This window comes from Opitutia bacterium (assembly GCA_016217545.1).
Taxonomy (GTDB): Bacteria; Verrucomicrobiota; Verrucomicrobiia; order Opitutales; family Opitutaceae; genus Didemnitutus.
This window is the reverse complement of sequence record JACRHT010000017.1, coordinates 652,688-673,578: the sequence shown is the minus strand read 5'-3', so window position 1 is coordinate 673,578 and position 20,891 is coordinate 652,688. Positions and strand designations below refer to the sequence as shown.

Here is a 20,891-nt window from a genome sequence, read left to right as displayed (position 1 = left end):
TTACTTGCGGGCCTCGTAGACCCAGCGGTTGGCCTCGAGCCAGCGGAGCGTCTTGATGATGCCTTGCTCGATGGTGAGTTTCGGTTTCCAGCCGGTGGACTGGATCTTTTTCGTGTCGAGGAAGATGAAGGGATTGTCGCCGATCCAGCCGCGGTTGCCGCCGGTGTATTCGAGCTTCGGCTGCAGACCGAGCGTGGCGCAAATGTGGCGGATGGAGTCGTTGACCTGCACGAATTCGGGCGTGCCGAGATTGTAGACCTGGGTGTGGTGCTTGGCGTTTTTCGCCGTGGCTTGACGCGTGACGTGAAGCATCGCGTCGATGCAGTCCTGCACGTAGAGGTAGCTCTTGCGTTGCGATCCGTCGCCGAGCACACGGAGGCGGTCGGGATGCTCGATCAGCTGCTTGTAGAAGTCGAAGACGTGGCCGTGGGTGTAGCGTTCGCCGAGGATGGAGACGAAGCGGAAGATGTAGGCTTCTTCGATCTGCGCGCCCTCGGCGTAGGCGGCGAGGAGGCCTTCGCCAGCGGTCTTGGAGGCGCCATACAGCGAGGTTTGGATCGGGAAGGAGTCGGTTTCAGGCGTGGGGCGTTCGGGCGTGACGAGCGCTTCGCCGTAGACGGATCCCGTGGAGGAGAAGCCGATGCGTTTCACACCATTGGCGCGCATGGCTTCGAGGACGTTGAAGGTCGCGATGGTGTTTTGCTCGAGATCCTTTCGCGGATGCTGCCAGCCGTCCTTGATGTCGGCGTTGGCGGCGAGGTGGAACACGAAGTCGACTCCCTTCATCGCGGCGGTGATTGCGGGGAGGTCGAGGTTGTCGCCGCGGATGAGTTGGAAATTTGGATGCTTCAGCGCGCCATCGAGGAAACGGATTTGGCCGGTGGAAAGGTTGTCCCAGCCGGTGACCCGCACGCCGTCCGCGAGGAGGCGGTCGACGAGATTGGAACCAATGAAGCCGGCGGCGCCGGTGACGAAGACGTGTTGCATGTCGGAGGGAAAACGAAGCGCGACAGTTGCGGGCGAGGCAAGCTCTAGTCTCGATCTACGGGCTTGGGGCGATGGTGGTGGTGGCTGGGATGGGCTCGGCGCTCACGATGCTGCCGGAGTAGGCGGCTACGCCGGAGCTGGCGCCGATGCTGTTGTAGCCGAAATAGACTTCGTCCGCGCGTGCGCGGTTGAACGGGCGCTCCAACTGCGCGACCGCCCGTCCATCAAAACGGATGAGAAGCGGGCCATAAAGTTGATGTGTCCCCCCGGGCTGCCCACGGGTGATCGGGAGCATGTGAATCTCGATGACATGCTCCTCCGCTTCGCTGACCGTGAAGCTCGGGGATTCCCAGAGGCCGCCGCCCCAGCTGTCGTGGCCGAAGCGCCATTCGCGCGGACCCACGCACCGGAGGACAATCAGGTCTCCGGATCCACTGCGTCCCGTCGCGACGAGCGGCTGGGGCGCCGTGATGCCTTCCGGTGGCAGTGTGATTCGCAGCCTCACCGCGCCCGTTTGCGGCCAGTTCGCGGGCGGGCGCAGCGTGATCGCGCCCCGTCGAACATCGGAAATGCGACCGCTGAACTTCGCGGCGCTGACGTCCCCGGCGATCGGGTTCGAACCGACGAAAACACGGTTCGACGTGGACGGGTAGGTGTCGACGGGCGCTTCGAGCAGCTTTTGTCCGTCCAGTCTGACTGAGAGCATGCGGCGCGTCTCGGTGACGGTGGTAGGATCGGCGCCCCGCCAAAACGGGTGTTGCGGTGCCGGAAGCAGGGAGCCGAGTTCGATGGCGAGCGCGTAGCGGCGGCCGGGCACGATCTCCACAGGGCGCGACTCGGGGCCGCCGGCGCCGGGGTGGAAGAAACCGACTCGGATGCGCGTGGGCGATTCGTAGCGGACGTAGATGATGTCGCCCGTCGAGTTCAACCCGCCGGTGGAGAGGAGCGGCTCGCGCACGCCGGCGGGGCGAGATGCGAACTCCACTTCGGCGTGCAGGGGCCCATAGCGGACACCGCTGATGCGCTCCACGAAGGCCGCCACGGTGTTGCTGCCACGTTCGAGCGCGAGGTAGAGCGGTCGGGGAGACTTGGCGGATACGCCGATGAAGAGTCCGGCGAGCAACGTCCACGCCGTGACGGCAATCAGAGTCGCACACGTGACCCAGCGAAGGCCGGCGCGCCAGTCGCGCGCGCGCTCGATGAGCACGAAGGCGCTGAGACTGCCCGCCAGGAGCAACGCCGGGGTGAAGTCCACCATGTAGCGGGTCTCCGACCAGTGGAACATCGCGAGCACGGCGAAATTCAGCAAGCCGAGCGTGGCCACCGCCAGCGCGGACGCCACGAAGTCATGGCGTTTCGTCAAGGTCAGTGCAGGCAGCGCGAGCCCGAGGCCGGCCAGAGGCACATAGAGCAGGACGCCGTAGGGGCGCGTGCCATTGAAATAGAACGGGAAGAACTGCGTGAGATCCAGGGCCCGGAGGAAATACATCTCGCAGTTCGTGAAGAAGTATTTGGTGCCCATGATCGCGACCGCAGTGATATCCGCGCCGGTGACGGCGTAGCGCATGCCGAATTCGAACGGGCTGTCGAATCGCAGGTAGTTGTGCAGCGCAAGCAGCGCAGCGACAGTGCCGATCGGAGCGACAAGCGCCGCGGCGAGGGAACGCATGCGAGCGCGGCGTTCGCTGACTGGCGCAGCGAGCAGCATCTGTCCGAAAGGAAAGAGCATTGTCGCCCCGGCAAGGACGTAGACGGGCCGCGCGCCGACGGCGAGACCCGCCATCAGGCTTGCCCCGGCGAGATACCAGCGTCCGTGGCGCCAATCCGCAGCCCAAGCTGCGCGCGAAGCGAGGTTCAGCATCAGCATGCCGCAGAAGAAGGCGGTGCTGATCGGCACAGTGTAGAATGTCGGCGAACTGGTGATCGCGAACAGGGGCGAGCCGAGTGCGAGCGTTAGCACGAAGACCGGCGGCCAGAGAGAATTCAGGCCGGGAAAGTGACGTCGGCGCACTTCGTTAAGCCAGATCGCGGCCAACGCCACGCCGAGAAACGAGAAGATGGCCGTCGTGAGCGCATCGGCGAGGTAGCGGCCTGTGGCACCGCGCCAGGGGAGTTGCAGGAGCGCGACGGGTGTCACGCCGAAATACATGTAGTATTTCCCGTGCAGGTAGCTCGCATCGTGGAGGCGCGGAATGCCTTGATAGCCGGCGTAGGGGTTGGCCAGCTCCGCTAGGCGCGGATCGGGCTCGGGGACAAAATGCAGTTGCCCGCGGTGCCACGCCTCGGTTTGCAGCCCGTAGAGCCCGATGGGGATGTCGCTGTCCCACGCGCCGCCCGTGGTGATGAGTGCGTCGGAAAAGTAGAGCCATCCGATCAGCGCGAGAACGGCCCAGAGCAGAATGCTCTCGCGGCGTCGCCTGCCCGTCGCGGGGGGGGAGAGTGGCGGGCGACCGGTCATGCGCGTCCGGACGTCAGCGCAGCGGCGTGGCGCGGGGAACGAGCGAGTAGCCGATGCAGAGGTTGCAGAACCACAGGGGCACGCCGAGCGGGAAGTAGGCGCGCGACTCGATGGTAAAATAGGGTTCCAGCTCGGCAACAATCTCGGGCACTAGGTTGATGTGCTCGCGCTGGTAGAACTCCGAGTAAGGCGCGGTGAAGTGGCGCTTCCAGACGCGTTCGGCCGAAATCTTGCGCGCGAGGCCGTAAGCGGGACTGCCCTCGGTCGGGATGACGATGAGCATGCGGCCGTTCTGCTTGTTGAGCAGGCGATACGCCTCGCGGACGGCGGCGGGGAGATTGGGCAGGTGCTCGAGGACGTGGACGGCGATGTAGCGATCGAAGAAGCCGTCGGGAAAATCCATGCGCTGCTGGCAATCGCCGACGACGGTCTTCACGTTCGGGAAGCGCCGGCGGATCTCCGCCGCCATGTTCTCACGGTATTCGTTGCAGTAGTAATTCCGCTCCTGCTCGGGCGTGAGCTTCTCGTATTCGAGGTGTTCGCCGAGTCCGGCGCCGATCTCGATCGTCGTCTTGAATTGCGCGGGCGAATGCTTGACCGGGAAGGTGTGGTTGAATTTCTCGACCAAGCCGTAGCGCGGGCGGCCGGCGAGTTCTTCGTGCCACATCTTCATGAACGCGTCGCTGCGTTCCTTCTGTTCCGGCGTGAGCGCCGGCAGGACCTTGGGCCACTTGGTAGCGGGAGAGGTGGTCGACATGCGAACCTCCGATGAAGCGCGCCCCGTGCGCGAAGTCCAATACGGAATTTTACCGCCCGGTGCGCCGCGCCGCCCGCAGCAGGAGCCACGGCAATACCGCCAGGCTGGTCAGCGAGAGATACCAAGCTGCACGCAGGGCGAGCGGGCCGGGATAAGTGAGCACCACGTCGACTTCGCCGGCCGGCACCGGCACCTGCACGAGGCCGTGGGTGGATTTTTGCACCGGGACGAAGCGGCCGTCCACGCGGGCGGCATAGCCGTCGATCCACATGCGAGGCGTCTCCAGGAAACCCACCTTCGGTGTGCGGACGCGCGCATGGAGCGGCATGTTGCCGAGCATCTGGATAGGCAACGCGGCATGGTCGAACGGGAGCACACGGTAGGAAACGCCGGGCCGGATCGAGGAGACGTTGACCTGCTGCGGGCCGGCACCGGTGAGGCGGAGTGGCGTGGCCTTGGTGGCGGCGGGGCCGGCGCCGAAGGCGCGGGGCTCGCCGTTCGACGGGAGCGTGAAGGCGCGGCGAACGCCGGGCGCTTGGACGACGACCTCGCCGGTGAGATCGGGCGCCGAGAAGGCGAACTCGATCAGATAGTCGCGCCTGCCTTCGAGCGTGATAAAGCTCTCGATGGTGATGGAGGCAAACTCGCCGGAGCCGGCCGCGACGAGCGCAGCCTGGGTGTTGTCCGCGACGGTTTGGCCCGTGGCGTCGACGATGCGCAGTTCAAACTCCGGATCGGTCCAGCCATTCGTGAAGTAGGGTGGTATCTGTCCGAAAAACGCATAAGAATAGCGGCTGAGCGTGAGGTTGTTCGGCGAAAACATCTGGCGATGCACCGCCGGCGCTATCACTGCCACGCCCGGTCGCGCGTGCAGCAGTGAAATCTGCCAAGCACTCCAGCCAACCGCGGCGGCAAGGAGTGCATGTGTTAACCAGCGGACCTTCGTATCGCGCAGGCTGAACGCGCCCAAGACGACTGCCGCGGAACCTAGCAGCGGGTAAAACCTCTGGCCAGGCCAAGTCATCTGCGCCACGAGCGGCGACGGCAGCGCGCGCCAGAGCGATTCGGCGAGATGCGGCCACGGGAAAAGCAGCAGCAGCACGAGTGCGATCGGTAGCGCAAACCCCGCCGCTGCTCGCCGCTGCACCGCAAGTATCGCAACGCCCGCGGCGAGCAGCAGCCACAGCGGCAGGCCGAATTGCAGCGCGAAGGGCTGTCCAGTCGCGTAGGGCCGCAGCGCTTCGGCGATGACGGCGCGCCAAACCGACCAGCTGAATTCGGCGAAAGGCGGATTGATGGTGGGAGTCGGCGCGACGTCCAATGTCGCCAAGGACACCCAGACGTAGGCTGCCATTGCGGCGAACAAGAGTCCTCCGAGGAGGATCGCGCGCCAGGTCTGTCGCAGTCGACCCGGACGCACGCACTCGGCGGCAATTGCGAATCCCCACAGTAGCGAGAACCACACCGCGATGGGACTATGCGCATACCAAATGAAACCAACTGCACCGGCGGCGAGGACGTGTGCGCCCGTGTTATCCGTGCGCTCGACTATCGCCAGTAATGCGAACCAGCCGAGCACAAGCGCAGGTGCCGCCATGTAGGTGGCGAACATATCCATCAACGTCAGCGGGCCGTAGATGGCCGGCGACAGCACATAGATCGCCGCGAGCAGCCACGCCACGGCGCGCCGACGTCCGGAGGCATGCAGCGCGGCAGCGTAGGCGGCGAGTGCGGCGAGGATCGCGGTCGCGGCGACGACCAGATTCTGTAACTGGACGGCTGATAGGCGACGAAACGTGGCTAGATCGATCAGGCCGGCGAGATGCGTGAAATAGGGCGCGGTGCGCACCGTATGCACGCCGCCGTTGAATTGATAGTCGCTGCCGCCGACGAGGATCGGCCGGACGCCGGCGCGCTCCTGTGCGACGAAATCGGCCACTTGGAGCGCGTAGTGGTGGCTGTCTCCGGCGCCGATCGCGCTCGCGCTGACGTAGGGGCGCACCGAATAGAGCGCGATGGGAATCAGCAGCGCTGCTAGCGCGGCGTCCTGCCAGCGCCACTGCGCGACACGGACGAGCGGGCGCACCGCCGCAAGAATCGCTAACGCGACGGCGCCGAGAAAGATTCCGGTGAGCATCGGCGCCGGTGGAGGGTCAGGAGTTGAACCCTTCGGCGCGGTCGACGATGAACTTCGGACGGCTGCGGACTTCTTCGTAGATGCGGCCGATGTATTCGCCGAGGATGCCGACGCTGATCAGCTGGATGCCGCCGAGGAACAGAATGAGAATCACGATCGTCGGATTGCCGAGCGGGAACGGGAAGCCCGCGAGCTTCATCGCCAGATACGCCAGTCCGATCAGGAACGACGCGCCGGCGATCACGAAGCCCGCCATCGTGCTCAGCGTGAGCGCGTAGGTGGAGAAGCAGAAGATGCCGTTGAAACCGATGCGCAGCGAGCCGAGGAAGCGGTTGTAGTTCGTCTCGCCGGCGAAGCGCGCGGGTCGGTCGAACGGAATCAGGCACTGCTTGAAGCCGACGACCGCGACCATGCCGCGCAGGAAGCCGTGGGACTCCTTCAAGCGAACGACTTCCTCGACCACGCGACGCGACATCAGGCGAAAATCGCCCGTGTTGGGCGGGATGCGCACGTCGGCGATCTTGTTGATCACCTTGTAGCCGGTGGAGGCGACGAGCTTCTTGATCCACGGCTCGCCCGTGCGCTCGCGGCGCTGCGGCAGCACGACGTCGTAGCCTTCGCGCCACTTGGCGATCATTTCCGCGACGAGCTCAGGCGGGTCTTGCAGATCGACGTCCATCACGATGACGGCGCGGCCGCGTGAGTAGGAGAGTCCGGCGAGAGTGGCCATCGGCTGGCCGAAGCGGCGGGAAAACTTCAGGAGCTTGATGCGCTCATCCTTCGCGCGCTCTTCGAGGACGACTTCCTCCGTGCGGTCCGGAGACGGGTCGAGCGAGAAGATGATTTCGTAGTCCTCGGTGATCCGCGAGAGGATGGGACGCAGCCGCCGGAGGAACTCCGGGACGTTCTTCTCTTCCTTGTAAACGGGGACGACGAGGCTGAGCAGCATGAGAGGGCTCTACGGAAACGATCAGTCGAAGTCGATATTCACGATGCGGAACGAGCGCTGGCGGCGGTCGCCTTTCGAGAGTTCGTAGACGCGATCCGAGGAGAGTTCGACGTGGCGTGCGGTAGTGGCCGAGAGCGGCACTTCGATGCGCTCGGTTTTATCGAGGCCGAGCGTGCGCGCGGTGACGGCGCCGTCGACGCTGACGTTGACCGCGTAGTCGCTGCGCGACGGGTAGCGGATGACTTCGATGAAGGCGTGTTTGGCCTTGTCGGTTGCCGGAAGAGTGAGCGTGGCGTGGTTTTCAACCCAACCGTCCTGATCGACGTGGGCGAGCTGGAACAGATAGCCCGAGCGGTGCCAGCCGCGGGCGAAGAGGTCGGTGCGGCTAAGGTTCTCGAACGAGATGTTCTTGATCAGGAACGAGCGCTGGCGCTTGCCGTCGGGCAGGGCGAACTCCGCGGCGGCGTCGAGCTGCACGCTGTGCGCTTTGCCGCCGAGGAGCGGGACGAAAGCGCTGAAGTAGGTGCCTTTGCGGACGATGTCGGCGGAGTAGCGCTGGCCGTCGAGCGCGAGCGTGAGGCGGTTTTCGTCGACCTTGGCCCAGCCCGGCATTTCGAAGTCGATTTTCAGCACCTTGAAATCGCTAAAGAGCGGCGCGTCGAATTTGGCGCTGCGGCCGATCCAGCCGTCGTCGTCGACGCCCTGAAGCTTGAAGCCCTCGCCGGAGCGGTTGCGGATGGCGCGGAAGGACGAGAAGTCGGGCAAATCGCCGACGGATAGCTCGCGGACGAAGGCGGAGAGATAGCGCGTGTCGCGTTCGCCGTAGGGCATGGAGCCGGAGAATTGCAGGCGGATCGTGGTGACGTCGGCCGGCTCGCGGACGAGGCGCGTGAGCGTGAATTCGCCGGAGCGGAGGTTCACGATCTCAGTCGGCTTGTCGTTGATGCTGATCGTGAGGTCGAGGCCGCGGGTGCGATACTCGGGCGTGTCGGGGACGTAGCCTTTGAAGTAGACGACCTGGCCGGGGTGCGAGCCGGCGAGTTTGAAGAACGAGTCGGGGCCGACCCAGCCGTCTTCGAACAGGCCGGAATACTCGAGGCCGGGATAGCGTGAGAGGTCCTTGGGAAATTCACCGATCTTCGCGGGGCGAACGAGTTTTTGGTATTCCTCGTCGGTGATGAGCGAGATGTCGCGCGTGAAGCCGACGAGACGGCGGTCGTCGAGGTTGAACTTCTCGCCCCAGAGCTGCATCAGGCCGGTCTTGCGCTTCATGATCGGCTGCGCCTTGTCGGCGAAGTCGACCGTGATGTAGGCCTGTTGCTCGAAGAACTCGGGCTCGAGGAGCGGCGAGACGATACGGGCGGAGCCGGCGCCGACGAAGCCGAGCGGGAAGTCTTCCTTGCCGATTACCTTGGCGCCCTTCGGCAGGTTGTAACGATCGCCACCGAGCGGGGTGCGGGTGAAATCGACGACCAGACGGATTTTCTCGGTCGGGCGAACCACACGGAAAAGGTTGTAGCGGCCTGTGCCGTGGAAGTAGACGGAGCCGCCGGTGACGGGTTCGCGCTCACGCTGGAAGAACGCGGCCTTGAAGCGGGCGGAGGAGTAGTAGTGCGGTCCGAGCTCCGAGTGGATGAAGACAAGGCGGTTCTTCACCTGGCTCTCGAGCTGGTATTGATACATGTTGTGTTCGTGCCAGCCCTCGCCGGGGGCGAACTTGTTGAAGTGGTCGAGCGGCGCGCGGATGGCGACGAAGAGGCGGTCGCCGTAGTTGAGGTGGCGCGAGCTGTTTTCGGTCCAGTTGTTGTCGAGCTTGTTGATCGTCATCACCCGGTAGTCGGGGACTTCGCCCTCCATGATTTCGCTGGGCAGGAACGGGCGGAGCAGCGCGAGTTTTTCGATGAGGCGGGCTTGCGGGCCGAGGTCGGGATCGGGCGTGCGCAGGAAGTTCAGCACCGCGATGTTCGCGATGTTGTCCATGTAGCTGCGGCTGAGGAATCGCGTGTCGATGTCCTTGGTGTATTGCGCGAGCATCTTCGCGCTGACGACGTTGCTGATGTCCGACTCGATGGCGTCGAACTTCAGATCTTTCGGCGGGGTGAAGCCCACGCCGAGTTCAGAGGCACCCACGACTTCGGAGAGGCCGCCGCCGTAGTTACCGAGCGAGGCGTAGCTGTAGTAGACGTGGCTCGGCACGGTGCAGAGCATGAAGATCACCAGCGCCGTCCGCGCGGCACGGCGCCAGTTCAGCTCGAGCAGACGAATGAAGCCCTTGGCCAGCAGCAGCGTGACGACCGGCTGCGCGAACATCGCGAGTTTGAAGAGACCGAAGTCCTGCCCCTTGAAAAACAGGAAGAACCCGAGGCCCGACATGATCACGGCGATGTAGCCCACGGGCTCGCGACCGAGGAGGTTCTTGATCGCGGCCCAGAGGAAGTAGATGAGGAAGAGCAGACCAATCGCGATCTGCACCGAGATCAGCGGGTCGACGCCCACGACGCCGAAGGCGTGCAGACCGAACAGCATCGGGACGAACGACGGCACCAGTGTCCACGGGAACAGCACGAGGCCGCCCGACTGGTCGTTGATCTCGGCCATCGCGCCGAGACCGGCCGAACCGACCGACTGCATGACGAGCGTGTTGATGAACTGGTAAGTGCTCGTGCCGAGCAGCGCGAAGGTGATCACGGCCGCGCCGAGCACCGTCAGCGCAAAGGGCTTGAACGCCTCCGGCCGCGTGTAGCGCAGGTGGAGCGCGTAGAGCACGATCGAGATCGCCACGAATGGCGCCACTTCGGGGTAGAAAATGCCGAGACAGGTCGTGACGATGCCGGCGAGGCCGAAGCGCCGCCAGTTGTTCTCGCGCGTCGTGAGCAGCAGCGCGCACGCCGTCAGCAGGATCGCAATGCCTCCCACCTGGGCGATGAGCTGGTAGAGCGTGCCGAGGCCGAACAGCGGGCTCGTCGCGAACAGCAGGAACGCCAGCAGCGTGAGCTTCCGGTAGCGCCCGCGCCAGATCGCGATCGCGCCCATGGCGAAGATCTGGAGCATCGAGAACACCATGATCACCGGCATGAACACCTGGTGAGGCTTCAAGCCCGTGACGGACGACGCGAACGCCAGCGTCAGCTCCGAGCCCGGCCGGATTTGCTGCAGGCCGTGCATGAACCAGTAGTGCTGCGTGTAGTCGCGGCCCTCGAGCTGGGTCTGCTCCGGCAAGTCGTAGTAGCCGTGGTGCAGGAAGCGGTCGGCGGCCAGACAGTAGTTGGCCATGTCGTCGTTACCGTAGGAAATCCAGTTGAAGCCGAACTTGAACATCGGCCAGCCCGCGTAGAGCACGAACAGCGTGGCGATGCCGACAAACTTGCCCAGCTGGCGCCACGGAAACTTCGGCTTGCGCCACCACAGGATCGCGGCCGACGCCACCAAGAGGCCGACGGCGAGCCACGGTCCGAAGGTTTTTACCGGGATGCCCCAGATGTTGAGGCGCGTCATCGTCACGATGAGCGTGGCGAGGCCGATGGTCGGCGAGATGAACCAGCTCCAGAGGATGCCGAGCCGGGGCCGGAAAAGGCTCACCACCGCCTGACCGACGACGGTGAAGAACGCGAACAGAGCAAGGACCAGAAGGAAGGGCAGCATTTGGTAAAACCGTAAAGGGCCTAGGAGAACAAACTAGACTCGCAGACCAAGGCTAAAAAGCTTCGCCGTGACACCGCTGGCAAACCGTGTTTTGCGGGCGAAATGTTCGATGCGGGACGGATCGGGATTCGGGCCATGGATCCGGGTGCGGATGCGGGTCATCTCCTCGTGGCCCGTCGTGTGGATTGCCGCGCTCGTCTTCTGTTCCACATGCACGCGGAAGGCACCGAGGAAATACGGCACGCGCACGATCCTCGCCTTCGCCTGTTGCATGCGCGCGATCAGATCCCAATCGAGTGCGAATTGGAACGACGGGTCGAGCCCGCCGATGGCTTCCCACGCGCGCCGGCGGAAGAACATCGTCTCCTGCGGCACGTAGTCGATCCAGTCCAGCACGTGCGGGTCGTGCTTCGGCAGGAACCAGCGGCCAATTTCCTGATCGAAGTCGTCGATCACGATGCGGTGGCCGTAAATCACGTCGACGTCCGGGTGGCGCGCGAAATACTCGCCGACGTAGCGGAGCGCCCGCGGCGCGATCAAGTCGTCGGAGTTCAGCCACGCCATGATGTCGTCCGGCCGGCCGGGCAGGCGCGCGAAACCGCGGCGGATGGCGTCCGACTGGCCGCGGTCCTTGACCGACTCCCAGCTTGTCAGCCGATCGGTGTAACGCTTCAGGATTTCCACGCTGCCGTCCCTTGAGCCGCCGTCCTGCACATGGTAGCGGAGCTTCGGGTAGCCTTGGTTGAGCACGCTGATCATCGTGCTCTCGAGGAATCGGTCCTGGTTGTAGGACGGCGTGACGATATCGAATTCCGGCAAGTGCGCGTCGGGCACGCTCGGTTTGCGCCTCAGGCCCTTGTCCCAGACGATCGGTCTCGGCTCGTATTGGCGAAGGACGCCGAGCTGGACTTCCTTCTCCTCCACGAGCGAGCGAAACGCCCACGCCTCGAGCGGACGCGTGACCTTCTGCTGGAAGAACGCGCGGGTCGCCACCCACGTCTTCTGCGCGCGGCTGAGGCCGGCGTTGTGCGCGGCGATTTGCTGGATGAGCGCTTCGCGCTCGTCGCACGCGCGCTTGAGCTGCTGGAGGACCACTTCCTTTTCATGCAGCCAGCGGCCGAAGCGTTTCGTCTGCTCGAGCTCGCCATAGCCGGCGGCGTAGTTGTCCGCGGTCGCGCGCGCTTCCTTGAGCATGAGTTCGAGGTTGCGGATGTGGACGTCCTTGTCGTGCAGCGCCTGCCCGTAATACGTGGCATCGAGCGGCAGCGCGGCGAAATGCGCCTGCACCTTGGCCAGCTCGGCCGTGAGCAAGTCGCGCTCGGTGGTGAGCGCGGCCAGCGAGGCGTCGCGTGCCGAGATCGTCGCGTCCTTCTTGTGGTGCGCCTCGACATGCTCGGCGACCTGCCGCTGGAAGTCCTTCACGATGTCCGTGAGCTTGAAGATGAGCGCCTCGCGCTCGTTGCATGTCGCCTTCAGCTGCTCGATCTCGGAATCCTTGGTGTTCGCCTCGGATTTGAGCGAGGCGATCTCGGTGTCCTTGGTGTTGGTTTCCGACTTGAGCGAGGCGATCTCGCCGTCCTTCACGTCGGCCTCGTGCTTGAGCGAGGCGATCTCGGTGTCCTTGGTGTTGGCCTCGCTCTTGAGGTCGCCGATCTCGGTGTCCTTTTGCGCGCACTCGGCTTCGAGCTCGGCCTTGATCGACTCCATCTCGACCTTGCGCTCCTCGGCGGCGCGCTTCAGGTCGTCGATCTCGACGTCCTTCTCGCGGCCGAGGTGGGTGAGTTCTTCGATCTTGTGCTGACGGTCGAGCCGGTCGCCCTGTAACTCGCGGTAGCGCGGCGTGACGGCGGCGATGAGCCGCAACGCGTCGGCGGAGACGGACTTTGATTCGAGAATGACGTCGAGCGGCTGTTCGCCCGCGGCGAGGAGCTGGCGCACGGCGGCGATGGCGTCGGTGGCGGAGACGAACTTCACGCACGGCGCGTCGCCGAAGTGGCAATCCCAGTTGCACCCGAAGCACGGCAGCGGTTGCACGAGCGAAATCACCTGCCGCCCCGCGGGACGGAAACGCGGCCAGTGTCCGCCGCCAAACACCGCGGCGACGGGTGTGCCGACGGCGGCGGCGAGGTGCATCGGGCCGGTGTCGTGGCCGAAATACAGGCGCGCGCTCTGCAGCACGGCGGCCAGCAAAGGCATCTCGCCGTCACGACCGAGCCACAGCCCGGGACGCGCGGCGCCGGCTTGCTCGCACGCGGCGGCCACGGCTTCGAGCGCGGCGCGTTCGCTGGTGTGGCCGAGCAGCAGCACGGGCAGCTTTTCCTCCTGCTGGAGGTGGCGGACGACGGCGGCGAAGCGGTCCGCGGGCCAGGCCTTGATCGCGACGTTGGCCAAGCCCGCGGCGAAGACCGCAGCCCAACGTTTCGGCTGCAGGCCGTGTTGCGCGAGCACCGCGGCGGCGGCTTGCTGCGCGGCCGGCGGCACATGGAGCGTTGGCACGGTGCGCGGCGCGGCGCGGCCGAGGAGGTGGTCGACGAGGCGGAAATTGTTCTCCCATTCCTGCGCGCGCTCGTCGACGGCGATGGTCTCGGGAAACACCTCGCGCGTGGTGACGCCGAAGGCGATTTGCGCGGCGTTGGCGAAGAGCGGATCAATCTCGCCCGCGCCGAGCGCGACGCGTCGTGCCTGCGGGAAGCGCGCGGCAAGCGCGACCTCGAGCCAGGTGCGGTTCAGCGTCGCCGCGACGATGAGGTCGGGCGGGCTGTCTGTGAGCGCGGCGAAGAGTTTTTCCAGCTCTGCGCGCGCGGCGTCGGGTGCGTCCTTGAAGGGGTTGATCGCCGCCGCCTGCCAGCGCACCGTGTCAGGGAACAGGGGCGCGAGCGTGTCGTAGCCCGGCCGGACGAGGAGCGTGTGACGCGCCTGCGGCCAAGCCGTCATGAGTTGGTCGAGCGCCGAGGCGAAAATCACCAAATCGCCGAATGTATCGGGTCGGACGTAGAGGATGTTCTTGAGCGGTGATTCCACGCAGTGAAGCGGAACAGAAAAAGGGCCGCGCTCGGGGGAGGCGAGCCTGATTTGGATTCGCAGGGGCGCCCACCTAAAGCGGCCTCAACGTGGAGGGGAATCCGACGAAAGGCGCCCGCGGAACGGATTGCCGTCGGCGAACTTCGGATCGAGATCGCGGCCGTAGCCAAACGTCCAACCCGCAGCGGTGCTTTGTGCACAGTCTGTTTCCCACAGCGGGTGGTCGTTGAAGTCGACGCGCAAGCGCGGAGAGGCGCTGGTGTCGAACCGGACAGTAATGCGGTGGGGCACGAAATAGCTGACGGGCAGCGGATCGCTGAGGATCTTGAGAATGCCGCCCTTGCGGCAGCCGATGCGGACGTGGCGGTCGTCCTGGTAAAACGCGACGACCGCCATGGTTGCGCCCGCTTCATCGCGCCAGCTCAGGAGAGTTTCGTAGACTTCGTGGCGACCGACCGGGAAGGTGGCCCGGAGCGTGACGGGCACGGCGTTCGTGACGTGCGGCGCGGAATCCTCGTTCCACCGGTTCGTGGCCCACACAGTGCAGCCAACGCCGAGCACCAATGCGGCCGCGGCGAACCGGCGCGCACTGGCCGGCTGCGAGCCGTTGGCCGTCGCGCGGGCGACGCGCGAGTGCGACACACGCACACTGGCCAGCGCTGCTGCCGCGACCAGGAGCCAGGCTGCCGCCGTGGTCCAGAAGGATATCTGGAGAAGCGGCGGCGCGGCATAGGTGAGGCGGATGCTGGACGCGCCCGCAGGGACGGGGAACATGAGCAGCCCGTTCGGCGAGCGAGCGGCGGTGACGGCGCGTCCGTCGACGGTCACGCGATAGTCGCGCAGGTAGAGCTTGGGCGTTTCGAGCCAGCCCTCGGAGGGAAGGTTCAACGCGAGCGCAAACGGCGTCAGCCCGGTCAGTCGCACGGGAAGATGCTCGCGTTGCACCACGAGCGATTGCACGGCGGCAAAGTCCGGGACCGGCGTGTTGCTGCGACTGAAGAACTCCACGCGCACTTCTTCGGGCGTGTTGCTTTCGTTGCGGAGCATGGTGGATTTCGTTTGTCGCGGGCCCGGACCGAACGCGCGCGGGCCGCCGGAGACGGGCAAATCGAACCGTCGCGCAATCCGGGAGCCGGTGAACACGAGCGTGCCTTCCGCGCCAGGATCATGGAAGCGGAAGCGGACGCAAACCGTGCTGCGGGGCGGCAACGTGATCGTTCCGGCGAGCTGGGCTCCATGCGGCACGGCGACGAAGCGCAGTGCGCGCTCTCGCGCCGCAGCCTGTTGCATGAAGCGCTGGTTCGACACGCGAACGTCGCCCGTCACGGGATTGATGAGGCGATTCTGGTTTTCCGCATCCATGTAGCCGAACGAGAAATGATCCGGCAGGTAGCCCCACATCTCATACGAATAGCGCGAGAGGGTGGCATTCTCCGGGAGGAGAAAACGGCGCGTCGCCGCCTCGGTGCGCGTGGCGCGGTGGCCGCGCGCGAGGAAGTGCCTGGATTCCCACGTGCTCGCGAGCGCGCCGAGAGCCAGCAGCCCGGTGCAGAGATGTTGGGCGCGTGACGTGCGCACCCGTGCCAGCGCGAGCACCGTTGCGATCGGGATGAGCGCGGAAAGAATCGGGTAGATGCGTTGCGCCGGCCATTTTTCCGAAACGGTCATCAGGAACACCGGCATCGAGCTCCAGAATCGATCCGTCACGCCGGGCCAAGGCACCAGCAGGAGGAACAGTCCCCCGCCAGCGAGCGCGCACGCCCGGCCTGCGCCGTCGTTGCGCCACGCGAGGCCGAGCGCGGCCGCGCCGGCGAGGAGCAACCCGGGCGCGAGGTGGAGATCGTGCACGAGATCGGCTCCGGCGGGGCTGACCGATCGCCATAGTCCGTCCCAAGCAGCGACAATCGAGTCGTAGACGGCGCCGCGCGCGAGCTCGAAGCCGAGGTAGGGATTTGCCGGCACATCGAGCGTCGCCACCGACACGAAGACGTATTGGCAGAGCATCATGCACAACAGCGCCGCGCCCGCCTGCCGCAGCAGCGTCTCTCTCCGGAAACCCTGTGCCGCCCAGCGCGCGATCTCGACGCCGGCGGTGAGCAGCGACGCCCACAATGCGATCGGCGCATGGGCCAGCCAAAGGAGCGCGAGGGCGAGCGCCTGGGCACACGGTCCGGCCACCGATTCCGGACGCCGCCAGGCCTTCGCCCAGCCCCAAAACAGCCAGGGCAGCCAAGGCAGCGCGACCCATGATGCCAACATGTCCCCCGCGTAGACCAGCGCGAGCACACCGGGCGAGCTCACGAACAGCACCGCGAGCCATGTCGCGCTCCACCGCTGGCGGCCGGCGAGCGAGCTGAGGGCCGCATATGCGCTCAACGCCGCCGCGAGCAGACTGCCGACGACTACCAGGTTCTGCACGGCGATGGGACTGAGCGTCCGGCCGGTGGCGAGATCCAGGAGTCCGCCCAAGTGCTGGAAATACGGCGCCACCCGCAGGGGATGCACCCCGCCATGGAACGCCGTGATGCTTTGCCCGACCCACACCGGAAAAATACCTCCGCGCACCTGCGCGAGGAAATCCGCCATTGCGCGACCATAGTGCTCCGCGTCGCCGGCCCCCACCAAGCGCGCCGTGAAATAGGGGTGGATCAGCAGCAACGCCGCGCCGGTCACGACAACGATGCGTGCCACTTCGGGCGCCACGCGACGGTCTTGCGCGATGCCCGCGACGATTAACCCGCGCAATATCAGTCCCGCGAGCACGGCCGCGCCCGCCGACAAAACGGGAGAGATTGCCCCACCGCTGAACATCCAGACCGCGAGAACCACACTGAAGACGCTCGCGCGCCTCCACCGCGCAAGCCGGTGGAACTCGGAACGCGGCAGGCCCAGTGCAGCGGTGACAGCCCGCGGATCGACCACGAGCAAAGCGAAAAACCACCATGCCACGCCGACCCAGAGCGACGCGGAAACCAGCATGCCGCGCCCGCCGAACCCTATGGACAGCACCGAGCCTAGCACGCAAATGACGGCGTGCGGCACAAGCCGGTGGCTAGGTAGTGCGGGGCGAGACAAGACCAACTCGTATGCGCTTTCATCGACCAGCAACCGCCGAAGCGGAACTGGGGTTGGACGACGATGCGCAGACGAGGCGGCGACTCAGGCGGTTCCACGCGAGTTATTCAAGTCCTTCTGCCGGGAAATTTCGGAGGACAGTCCGCAGAACCCGCCTTAGCTTCGCTCGCGCAGCTCAATCTGGAGTCGCTGCATCGCCCACCAGCGGTCGGTGGATTCGTAGGCCTTGTCGAGCAGGGCTTGGACGAGCCGGCCGGTCGGCTGCGCGGCGAGCGCGGTCGCGATGGCGGCGTCAGATGGCGTCGCGAGCGGCGCGCGACTTGCGGTGAAGAACAGATCGTAGCTGTAGACCGGATTCGCGAACTCGATCGCGGGAAAACCGAGTCGCCGGAAAAACTCTCCCGCACTCCGCCGACTGAACAGGTAGAGATGCTCGTCGTTGTTCCCATCCATGTGCTTCAGGAACAAATCGCCCGTGTGCCGCAGGTCTGCCTCGGTGAGGTGTTCCTTGTATTCGGGCGTCTGGATGACGAAGAACCCGTCGGGTGCGAGCAGTCGCGCGCAGTGCGCGAGCGTGCCGGCGGGCTCGGGCAGGTGTTCGAGCACGTCATTCAGCACGATGACATCGAAGCCGCCGGCGGGCAGCGCCAGATCCTCGACGCGGCCGGCGAGGGCGCGGATGCCGAAGTTTTTCTGCGCAAACTCGACCACCCACGGGCTCATCTCCGTGCCGGTGGCCTCGAATCCCGCCCAGCCGAGCAGCGCGACGTAGCCGCCGTGGCCGCAGCCGATCTCGAGCACCTTCGCCGGCGGCAGGCGGCGCGCGAGCAGGTGTCGCAGCCAGTGCGTGCAGCGCTCGGGCAAGTCGAGGCGCGCGCGCTGCGCGATATCGGGCAGGCCGTGGTGCTCGGACTGGCGTTTCAGCCAGTAGTCCTTGCTGTAGAATTCACCTTCGTCGCGCGACACGCGGTCGCCGTCGGCGCGCAGCGGCGCGCGGCTCACCAGCGTGCCGCACGCTTTGCACACGCGGTAATCCGCGGAGTAGTCGTCGAGGTGCGGGTGTCCGCACCAGCAGGCGCGCTGGGTGGCGGCGGTCATGCGTAGGAAATTTCCATCGGCAGCTTGGCGATGCCGTAGAAGGGCAGGGCGCCCGGCGCGTGGTGGCTGATCGTGAACGGTCCCACGCCACCCACGCGGTCGTGGAAGTGGCCGACGTTCGGATTGTCGGCGTCGAATTCCGCGGCGTCGAACGACAGCGTGTAGACGCCCGGCTGCACCGACCACGTGAGGCGGAACTCGAGCAGGATTTCCTGTCCGGCCGCGAGCGCCGGCAAATCGAAGCGCAGCTGCGGCGTGCCCGCGGCGAACACGAGGTTGTTCATCCGGTCGTGCACTTGGAGGCCGACCGACGGTCGGCGCACGGCGGTCTTCGCGCGCAGGAGGAGGTGGATGCGCGCCTGCTGCTGCAACTCGAACTCCGTCGCGGGCGTGCCGTGCGCGTCGAACACCGCACCGGCGACGAACTCGAACTCGCGGTCGCCGATGCGGGACTTCGCGCCGGCGAGCAGATCGTGCGCGAGCGCGGCCGAGCGCGCGGCGGTGTTCACGGTCTGGTGCGTGCCGGCGACGGCGTGCTCCGACGCGGCCCCGCGATGCAGGCTGAAGTAGCGCGCGACGCACTCCTCGGGCGCACCGTCGTGGATGAGCCGGCCGTTGTGCAGCAGGAGGCACCGCGAGCAGAGGTTTTGCACCGCCGCCATGTCGTGCGAAACGAAGATCAGCGTCGCGCCTGCGGCGAGGATTTCGCGGATGCGATCGAAGCACTTTTGCGTGAAGAACACGTCGCCCACGCTCAGCGCCTCGTCGACGATCAACACGTCGGGCTGCACGCTCACCGCGACGGCGAACGCCAAGCGCATCATCATGCCGCTGGAGTAGGTTTTCACCGGCTCGTCGATGAAATCGCCGATGTCCGCGAACTGCGCGATGGACGGGAACAGCCGCTCCATGTCCGCGTGCGAGAGGCCGAGAATGGCGCCGTTGAGGTAGACGTTTTCGCGGCCAGTGAAGTCCGGGTTGAAGCCCGAGCCGAGCTCAAGCAGCGCGGAGATGCGGCCGTGGGTCGCGATCGCACCGTGGCTCGGCTGCAAGATGCCGGCGATGAGTTGCAGCAGCGTGCTCTTGCCGGAGCCGTTGCGGCCGATGATGCCCAGCGCTTCGCCGCGGCGGACTTGGAACGTCAGCGGTTCCAGCGCGCGGAAATCGCGGAAGCACGCCGCGGCCGACGCCTCGAGCTTGGCGCGCGTGCCGGAGCCGGCGGGGAACAGTCGCGCCGCGCCGGCGAGCAGCGGACGTTTCAGCCGCGCGGCCGGCTCGGGCCAGAGACGGTAGGTCTTGGCGACGGACTCGGCGGTGATGACGAGGGATTCGCTCATGTCACAGCGCTTCCGCAAACGTGCGCTTGCTCGCGCGGAACACCGCATAGCCGAGCGCGAACATCGCCGCGCCGAAACCCCACGTGTAGGCGAGGTGCAGACCATTCACGGGTTGGTCGAAGAGGAGCGCGTCGCGTGCGAGGTCGATGGTGTGGAGCAGGGGATTCCACTTCAGGATCGACCAGCCGAAGGCGGACTTTTCAGCGATGCGCTCGGGCGTGAAGAACACCGCGCTCGACCACAGGAGGATCTGCGAGAGCAGCGGCACGATCTGCGTGATGTCGCGGAAGTAGACTCCGGCTGCGGCGAGCAGCCAGCCGAGTCCGACGGTGAGCAACACAAGCGGGAGCAAAATCAGCGGCAGCCACGCGAGGCCGGTGAGGCTGAGGCCGTGGCCGATGGTCGCCGCGGAGATCGCCACCAACGCGAGGCTGATCATGGCGTGAAACCAGAACGCGCCGAGCTGCGCCAGCGACAGGATTTCGACTGGGAAGACGACTTTCTTCACCAAATTCGGTTGCGAGAGCACGATGGTCGGCGCGACAGCCATGGTCTCGGCGACGAGGTGAAACAGGAGCAGCCCCAGAAAGACGCCGATGGCGTAATCCTTGCCCGTCTCGTTGGGGAGCACATGAAAGCGCCCGCCGAAGATATAGCCGAAGACGACGACATAGAGCGCGGCGGTGAACAGCGGCGTGAGCACGGCCCAGACGAACCCCAGGTAGCTGCCGCGATGCCGCATCTCGATCGCGCGCAGCGTGAATTGCCACCAAAGCGCGCGATGCGCGGCGAAGGCACGAGGACTAGGCGAAAAATTCCCCACAAGAATCAGGGAGGTTGCCGGCGTAGGGACCGGCGAGTCAATCGCGGAGGTCCTTGGGCGACTCTGGTTCGGCGACAGCCTTGGCAGGGTCCGGATGATTCCATTCGGGAGCCGCCTCGCGGGGGAAAAAGCGCGCCACGTCGCTGGGCAGGTAGGCCTCGTAGTCGTCGAGCGCGTTCGCTGCGTCGAGAGCGTGCGGCAAGACGAAGCGCGGCAATTGGGGGCTCATCACTGCGCGGACTTGCGGTGGAAGCGCCGGTGCAATCTGTGAGGCATTCGGGAACGGCGTTGCCTCGGCCTCCGAAGCGGATAGGGTGGGGGCATGCGTGACCGCAGGGCGCGAAATGGGCGAGGAATGCGGGGCGTTGGCGGCGCGCGTTGGCGGCCCGGGTCGGTTCAGCCGAACGCCCACAACCGCGGCGATAGTAAGAAGAAAAACTGAGCTGAGGATTAGCCGCCGCATGTTCGCAGGCTACGCGAGATCCTCTGCAGGGCAAGGGACAACACGACTGCGCTGCCGGGGGAGAAATCCCCTTGCATGAATATCTGCGCACGCTTGGCTGTGGCGTGCGGATTGGGCCACCGCAAATTTGTCACCTCGGAATAG

General features: G+C 65.7%; 12 protein-coding genes. All 12 read right to left on the bottom strand.

Annotation, left to right across the window (positions count from 1 at the left end; genetic code table 11):
- The 12 genes from HZA32_18795 to HZA32_18740 all read right to left on the bottom strand — a co-directional run bounded on the left by HZA32_18795 (nucleotide 1) and on the right by HZA32_18740 (nucleotide 20,513).
- Nucleotides 1-987, bottom strand: coding sequence for an NAD-dependent epimerase/dehydratase family protein (locus HZA32_18795; GenBank protein ID MBI5426126.1), 987 nt, complete (start codon nucleotides 985-987; stop codon nucleotides 1-3).
- A 55-nt stretch (nucleotides 988-1,042) separates the two neighbouring features.
- Nucleotides 1,043-3,445 carry a hypothetical protein gene (locus HZA32_18790; protein ID MBI5426125.1) on the bottom strand — a complete coding sequence of 801 codons (2,403 nt, stop codon included), beginning with the start codon at nucleotides 3,443-3,445 and terminating at the stop codon, nucleotides 1,043-1,045.
- A gap of 13 nt (nucleotides 3,446-3,458) precedes the next feature.
- Nucleotides 3,459-4,202 carry a class I SAM-dependent methyltransferase gene (locus HZA32_18785; GenBank protein ID MBI5426124.1) on the bottom strand — a complete coding sequence of 248 codons (744 nt, stop codon included), beginning with the start codon at nucleotides 4,200-4,202 and terminating at the stop codon, nucleotides 3,459-3,461.
- A gap of 49 nt (nucleotides 4,203-4,251) precedes the next feature.
- Entirely contained in the window at nucleotides 4,252-6,339 is a 2,088-nt protein-coding gene (locus tag HZA32_18780) for a hypothetical protein (protein ID MBI5426123.1), read from the bottom strand.
- 16 nt (nucleotides 6,340-6,355) lie between these two features.
- On the bottom strand, nucleotides 6,356-7,288 hold the full coding sequence (locus tag HZA32_18775) for a glycosyltransferase family 2 protein (protein MBI5426122.1): 933 nt from the start codon (nucleotides 7,286-7,288) through the stop codon (nucleotides 6,356-6,358).
- A 21-nt stretch (nucleotides 7,289-7,309) separates the two neighbouring features.
- Nucleotides 7,310-10,930 (bottom strand): hypothetical protein, encoded by a 3,621-nt coding sequence (locus HZA32_18770; protein ID MBI5426121.1) that lies wholly within the window; start codon nucleotides 10,928-10,930, stop codon nucleotides 7,310-7,312.
- 33 nt (nucleotides 10,931-10,963) lie between these two features.
- Nucleotides 10,964-13,951, bottom strand: a complete 2,988-nt coding sequence (locus HZA32_18765; protein MBI5426120.1) for a glycosyltransferase — start codon at nucleotides 13,949-13,951, stop codon at nucleotides 10,964-10,966.
- 84 nt (nucleotides 13,952-14,035) lie between these two features.
- Nucleotides 14,036-16,960, bottom strand: a complete 2,925-nt coding sequence (locus tag HZA32_18760; GenBank protein MBI5426119.1) for a hypothetical protein — start codon at nucleotides 16,958-16,960, stop codon at nucleotides 14,036-14,038.
- Nucleotides 16,961-17,182: 222 nt separating this feature from the next.
- The gene (locus tag HZA32_18755) at nucleotides 17,183-18,124 is read right to left on the bottom strand and encodes a class I SAM-dependent methyltransferase (protein MBI5426118.1); all 942 of its coding nucleotides are present in this window, start codon (nucleotides 18,122-18,124) and stop codon (nucleotides 17,183-17,185) included.
- Nucleotides 18,121-19,461 carry an ABC transporter ATP-binding protein gene (locus HZA32_18750; protein MBI5426117.1) on the bottom strand — a complete coding sequence of 447 codons (1,341 nt, stop codon included), beginning with the start codon at nucleotides 19,459-19,461 and terminating at the stop codon, nucleotides 18,121-18,123. Before HZA32_18750 ends, HZA32_18755 begins: the two co-directional genes overlap by 4 nt.
- 1 nt (nucleotide 19,462) lies before the next feature.
- Nucleotides 19,463-20,284, bottom strand: coding sequence for an ABC transporter permease (locus HZA32_18745; GenBank protein ID MBI5426116.1), 822 nt, complete (start codon nucleotides 20,282-20,284; stop codon nucleotides 19,463-19,465).
- 37 nt (nucleotides 20,285-20,321) lie between these two features.
- Complete coding sequence (locus HZA32_18740; GenBank protein ID MBI5426115.1) at nucleotides 20,322-20,513, bottom strand: hypothetical protein; 192 nt, start codon at nucleotides 20,511-20,513, stop codon at nucleotides 20,322-20,324.
- Nucleotides 20,514-20,891: the final 378 nt, after the last annotated feature.

Coding starts and splice junctions, on each gene's coding strand:
- HZA32_18750 (MBI5426117.1), bottom strand. CDS start 19,461: ATGAGCGAATCCCTCGTCATCACCGCCGAGTCCGTCGCCAAGACCTAC.
- HZA32_18785 (MBI5426124.1), bottom strand. CDS start 4,202: ATGTCGACCACCTCTCCCGCTACCAAGTGGCCCAAGGTCCTGCCGGCG.
- HZA32_18775 (MBI5426122.1), bottom strand. CDS start 7,288: ATGCTGCTCAGCCTCGTCGTCCCCGTTTACAAGGAAGAGAAGAACGTC.
- HZA32_18790 (MBI5426125.1), bottom strand. CDS start 3,445: ATGACCGGTCGCCCGCCACTCTCCCCCCCCGCGACGGGCAGGCGACGC.
- HZA32_18795 (MBI5426126.1), bottom strand. CDS start 987: ATGCAACACGTCTTCGTCACCGGCGCCGCCGGCTTCATTGGTTCCAAT.
- HZA32_18780 (MBI5426123.1), bottom strand. CDS start 6,339: ATGCTCACCGGAATCTTTCTCGGCGCCGTCGCGTTAGCGATTCTTGCG.
- HZA32_18770 (MBI5426121.1), bottom strand. CDS start 10,930: ATGCTGCCCTTCCTTCTGGTCCTTGCTCTGTTCGCGTTCTTCACCGTC.
- HZA32_18755 (MBI5426118.1), bottom strand. CDS start 18,124: ATGACCGCCGCCACCCAGCGCGCCTGCTGGTGCGGACACCCGCACCTC.
- HZA32_18740 (MBI5426115.1), bottom strand. CDS start 20,513: ATGAGCCCCCAATTGCCGCGCTTCGTCTTGCCGCACGCTCTCGACGCA.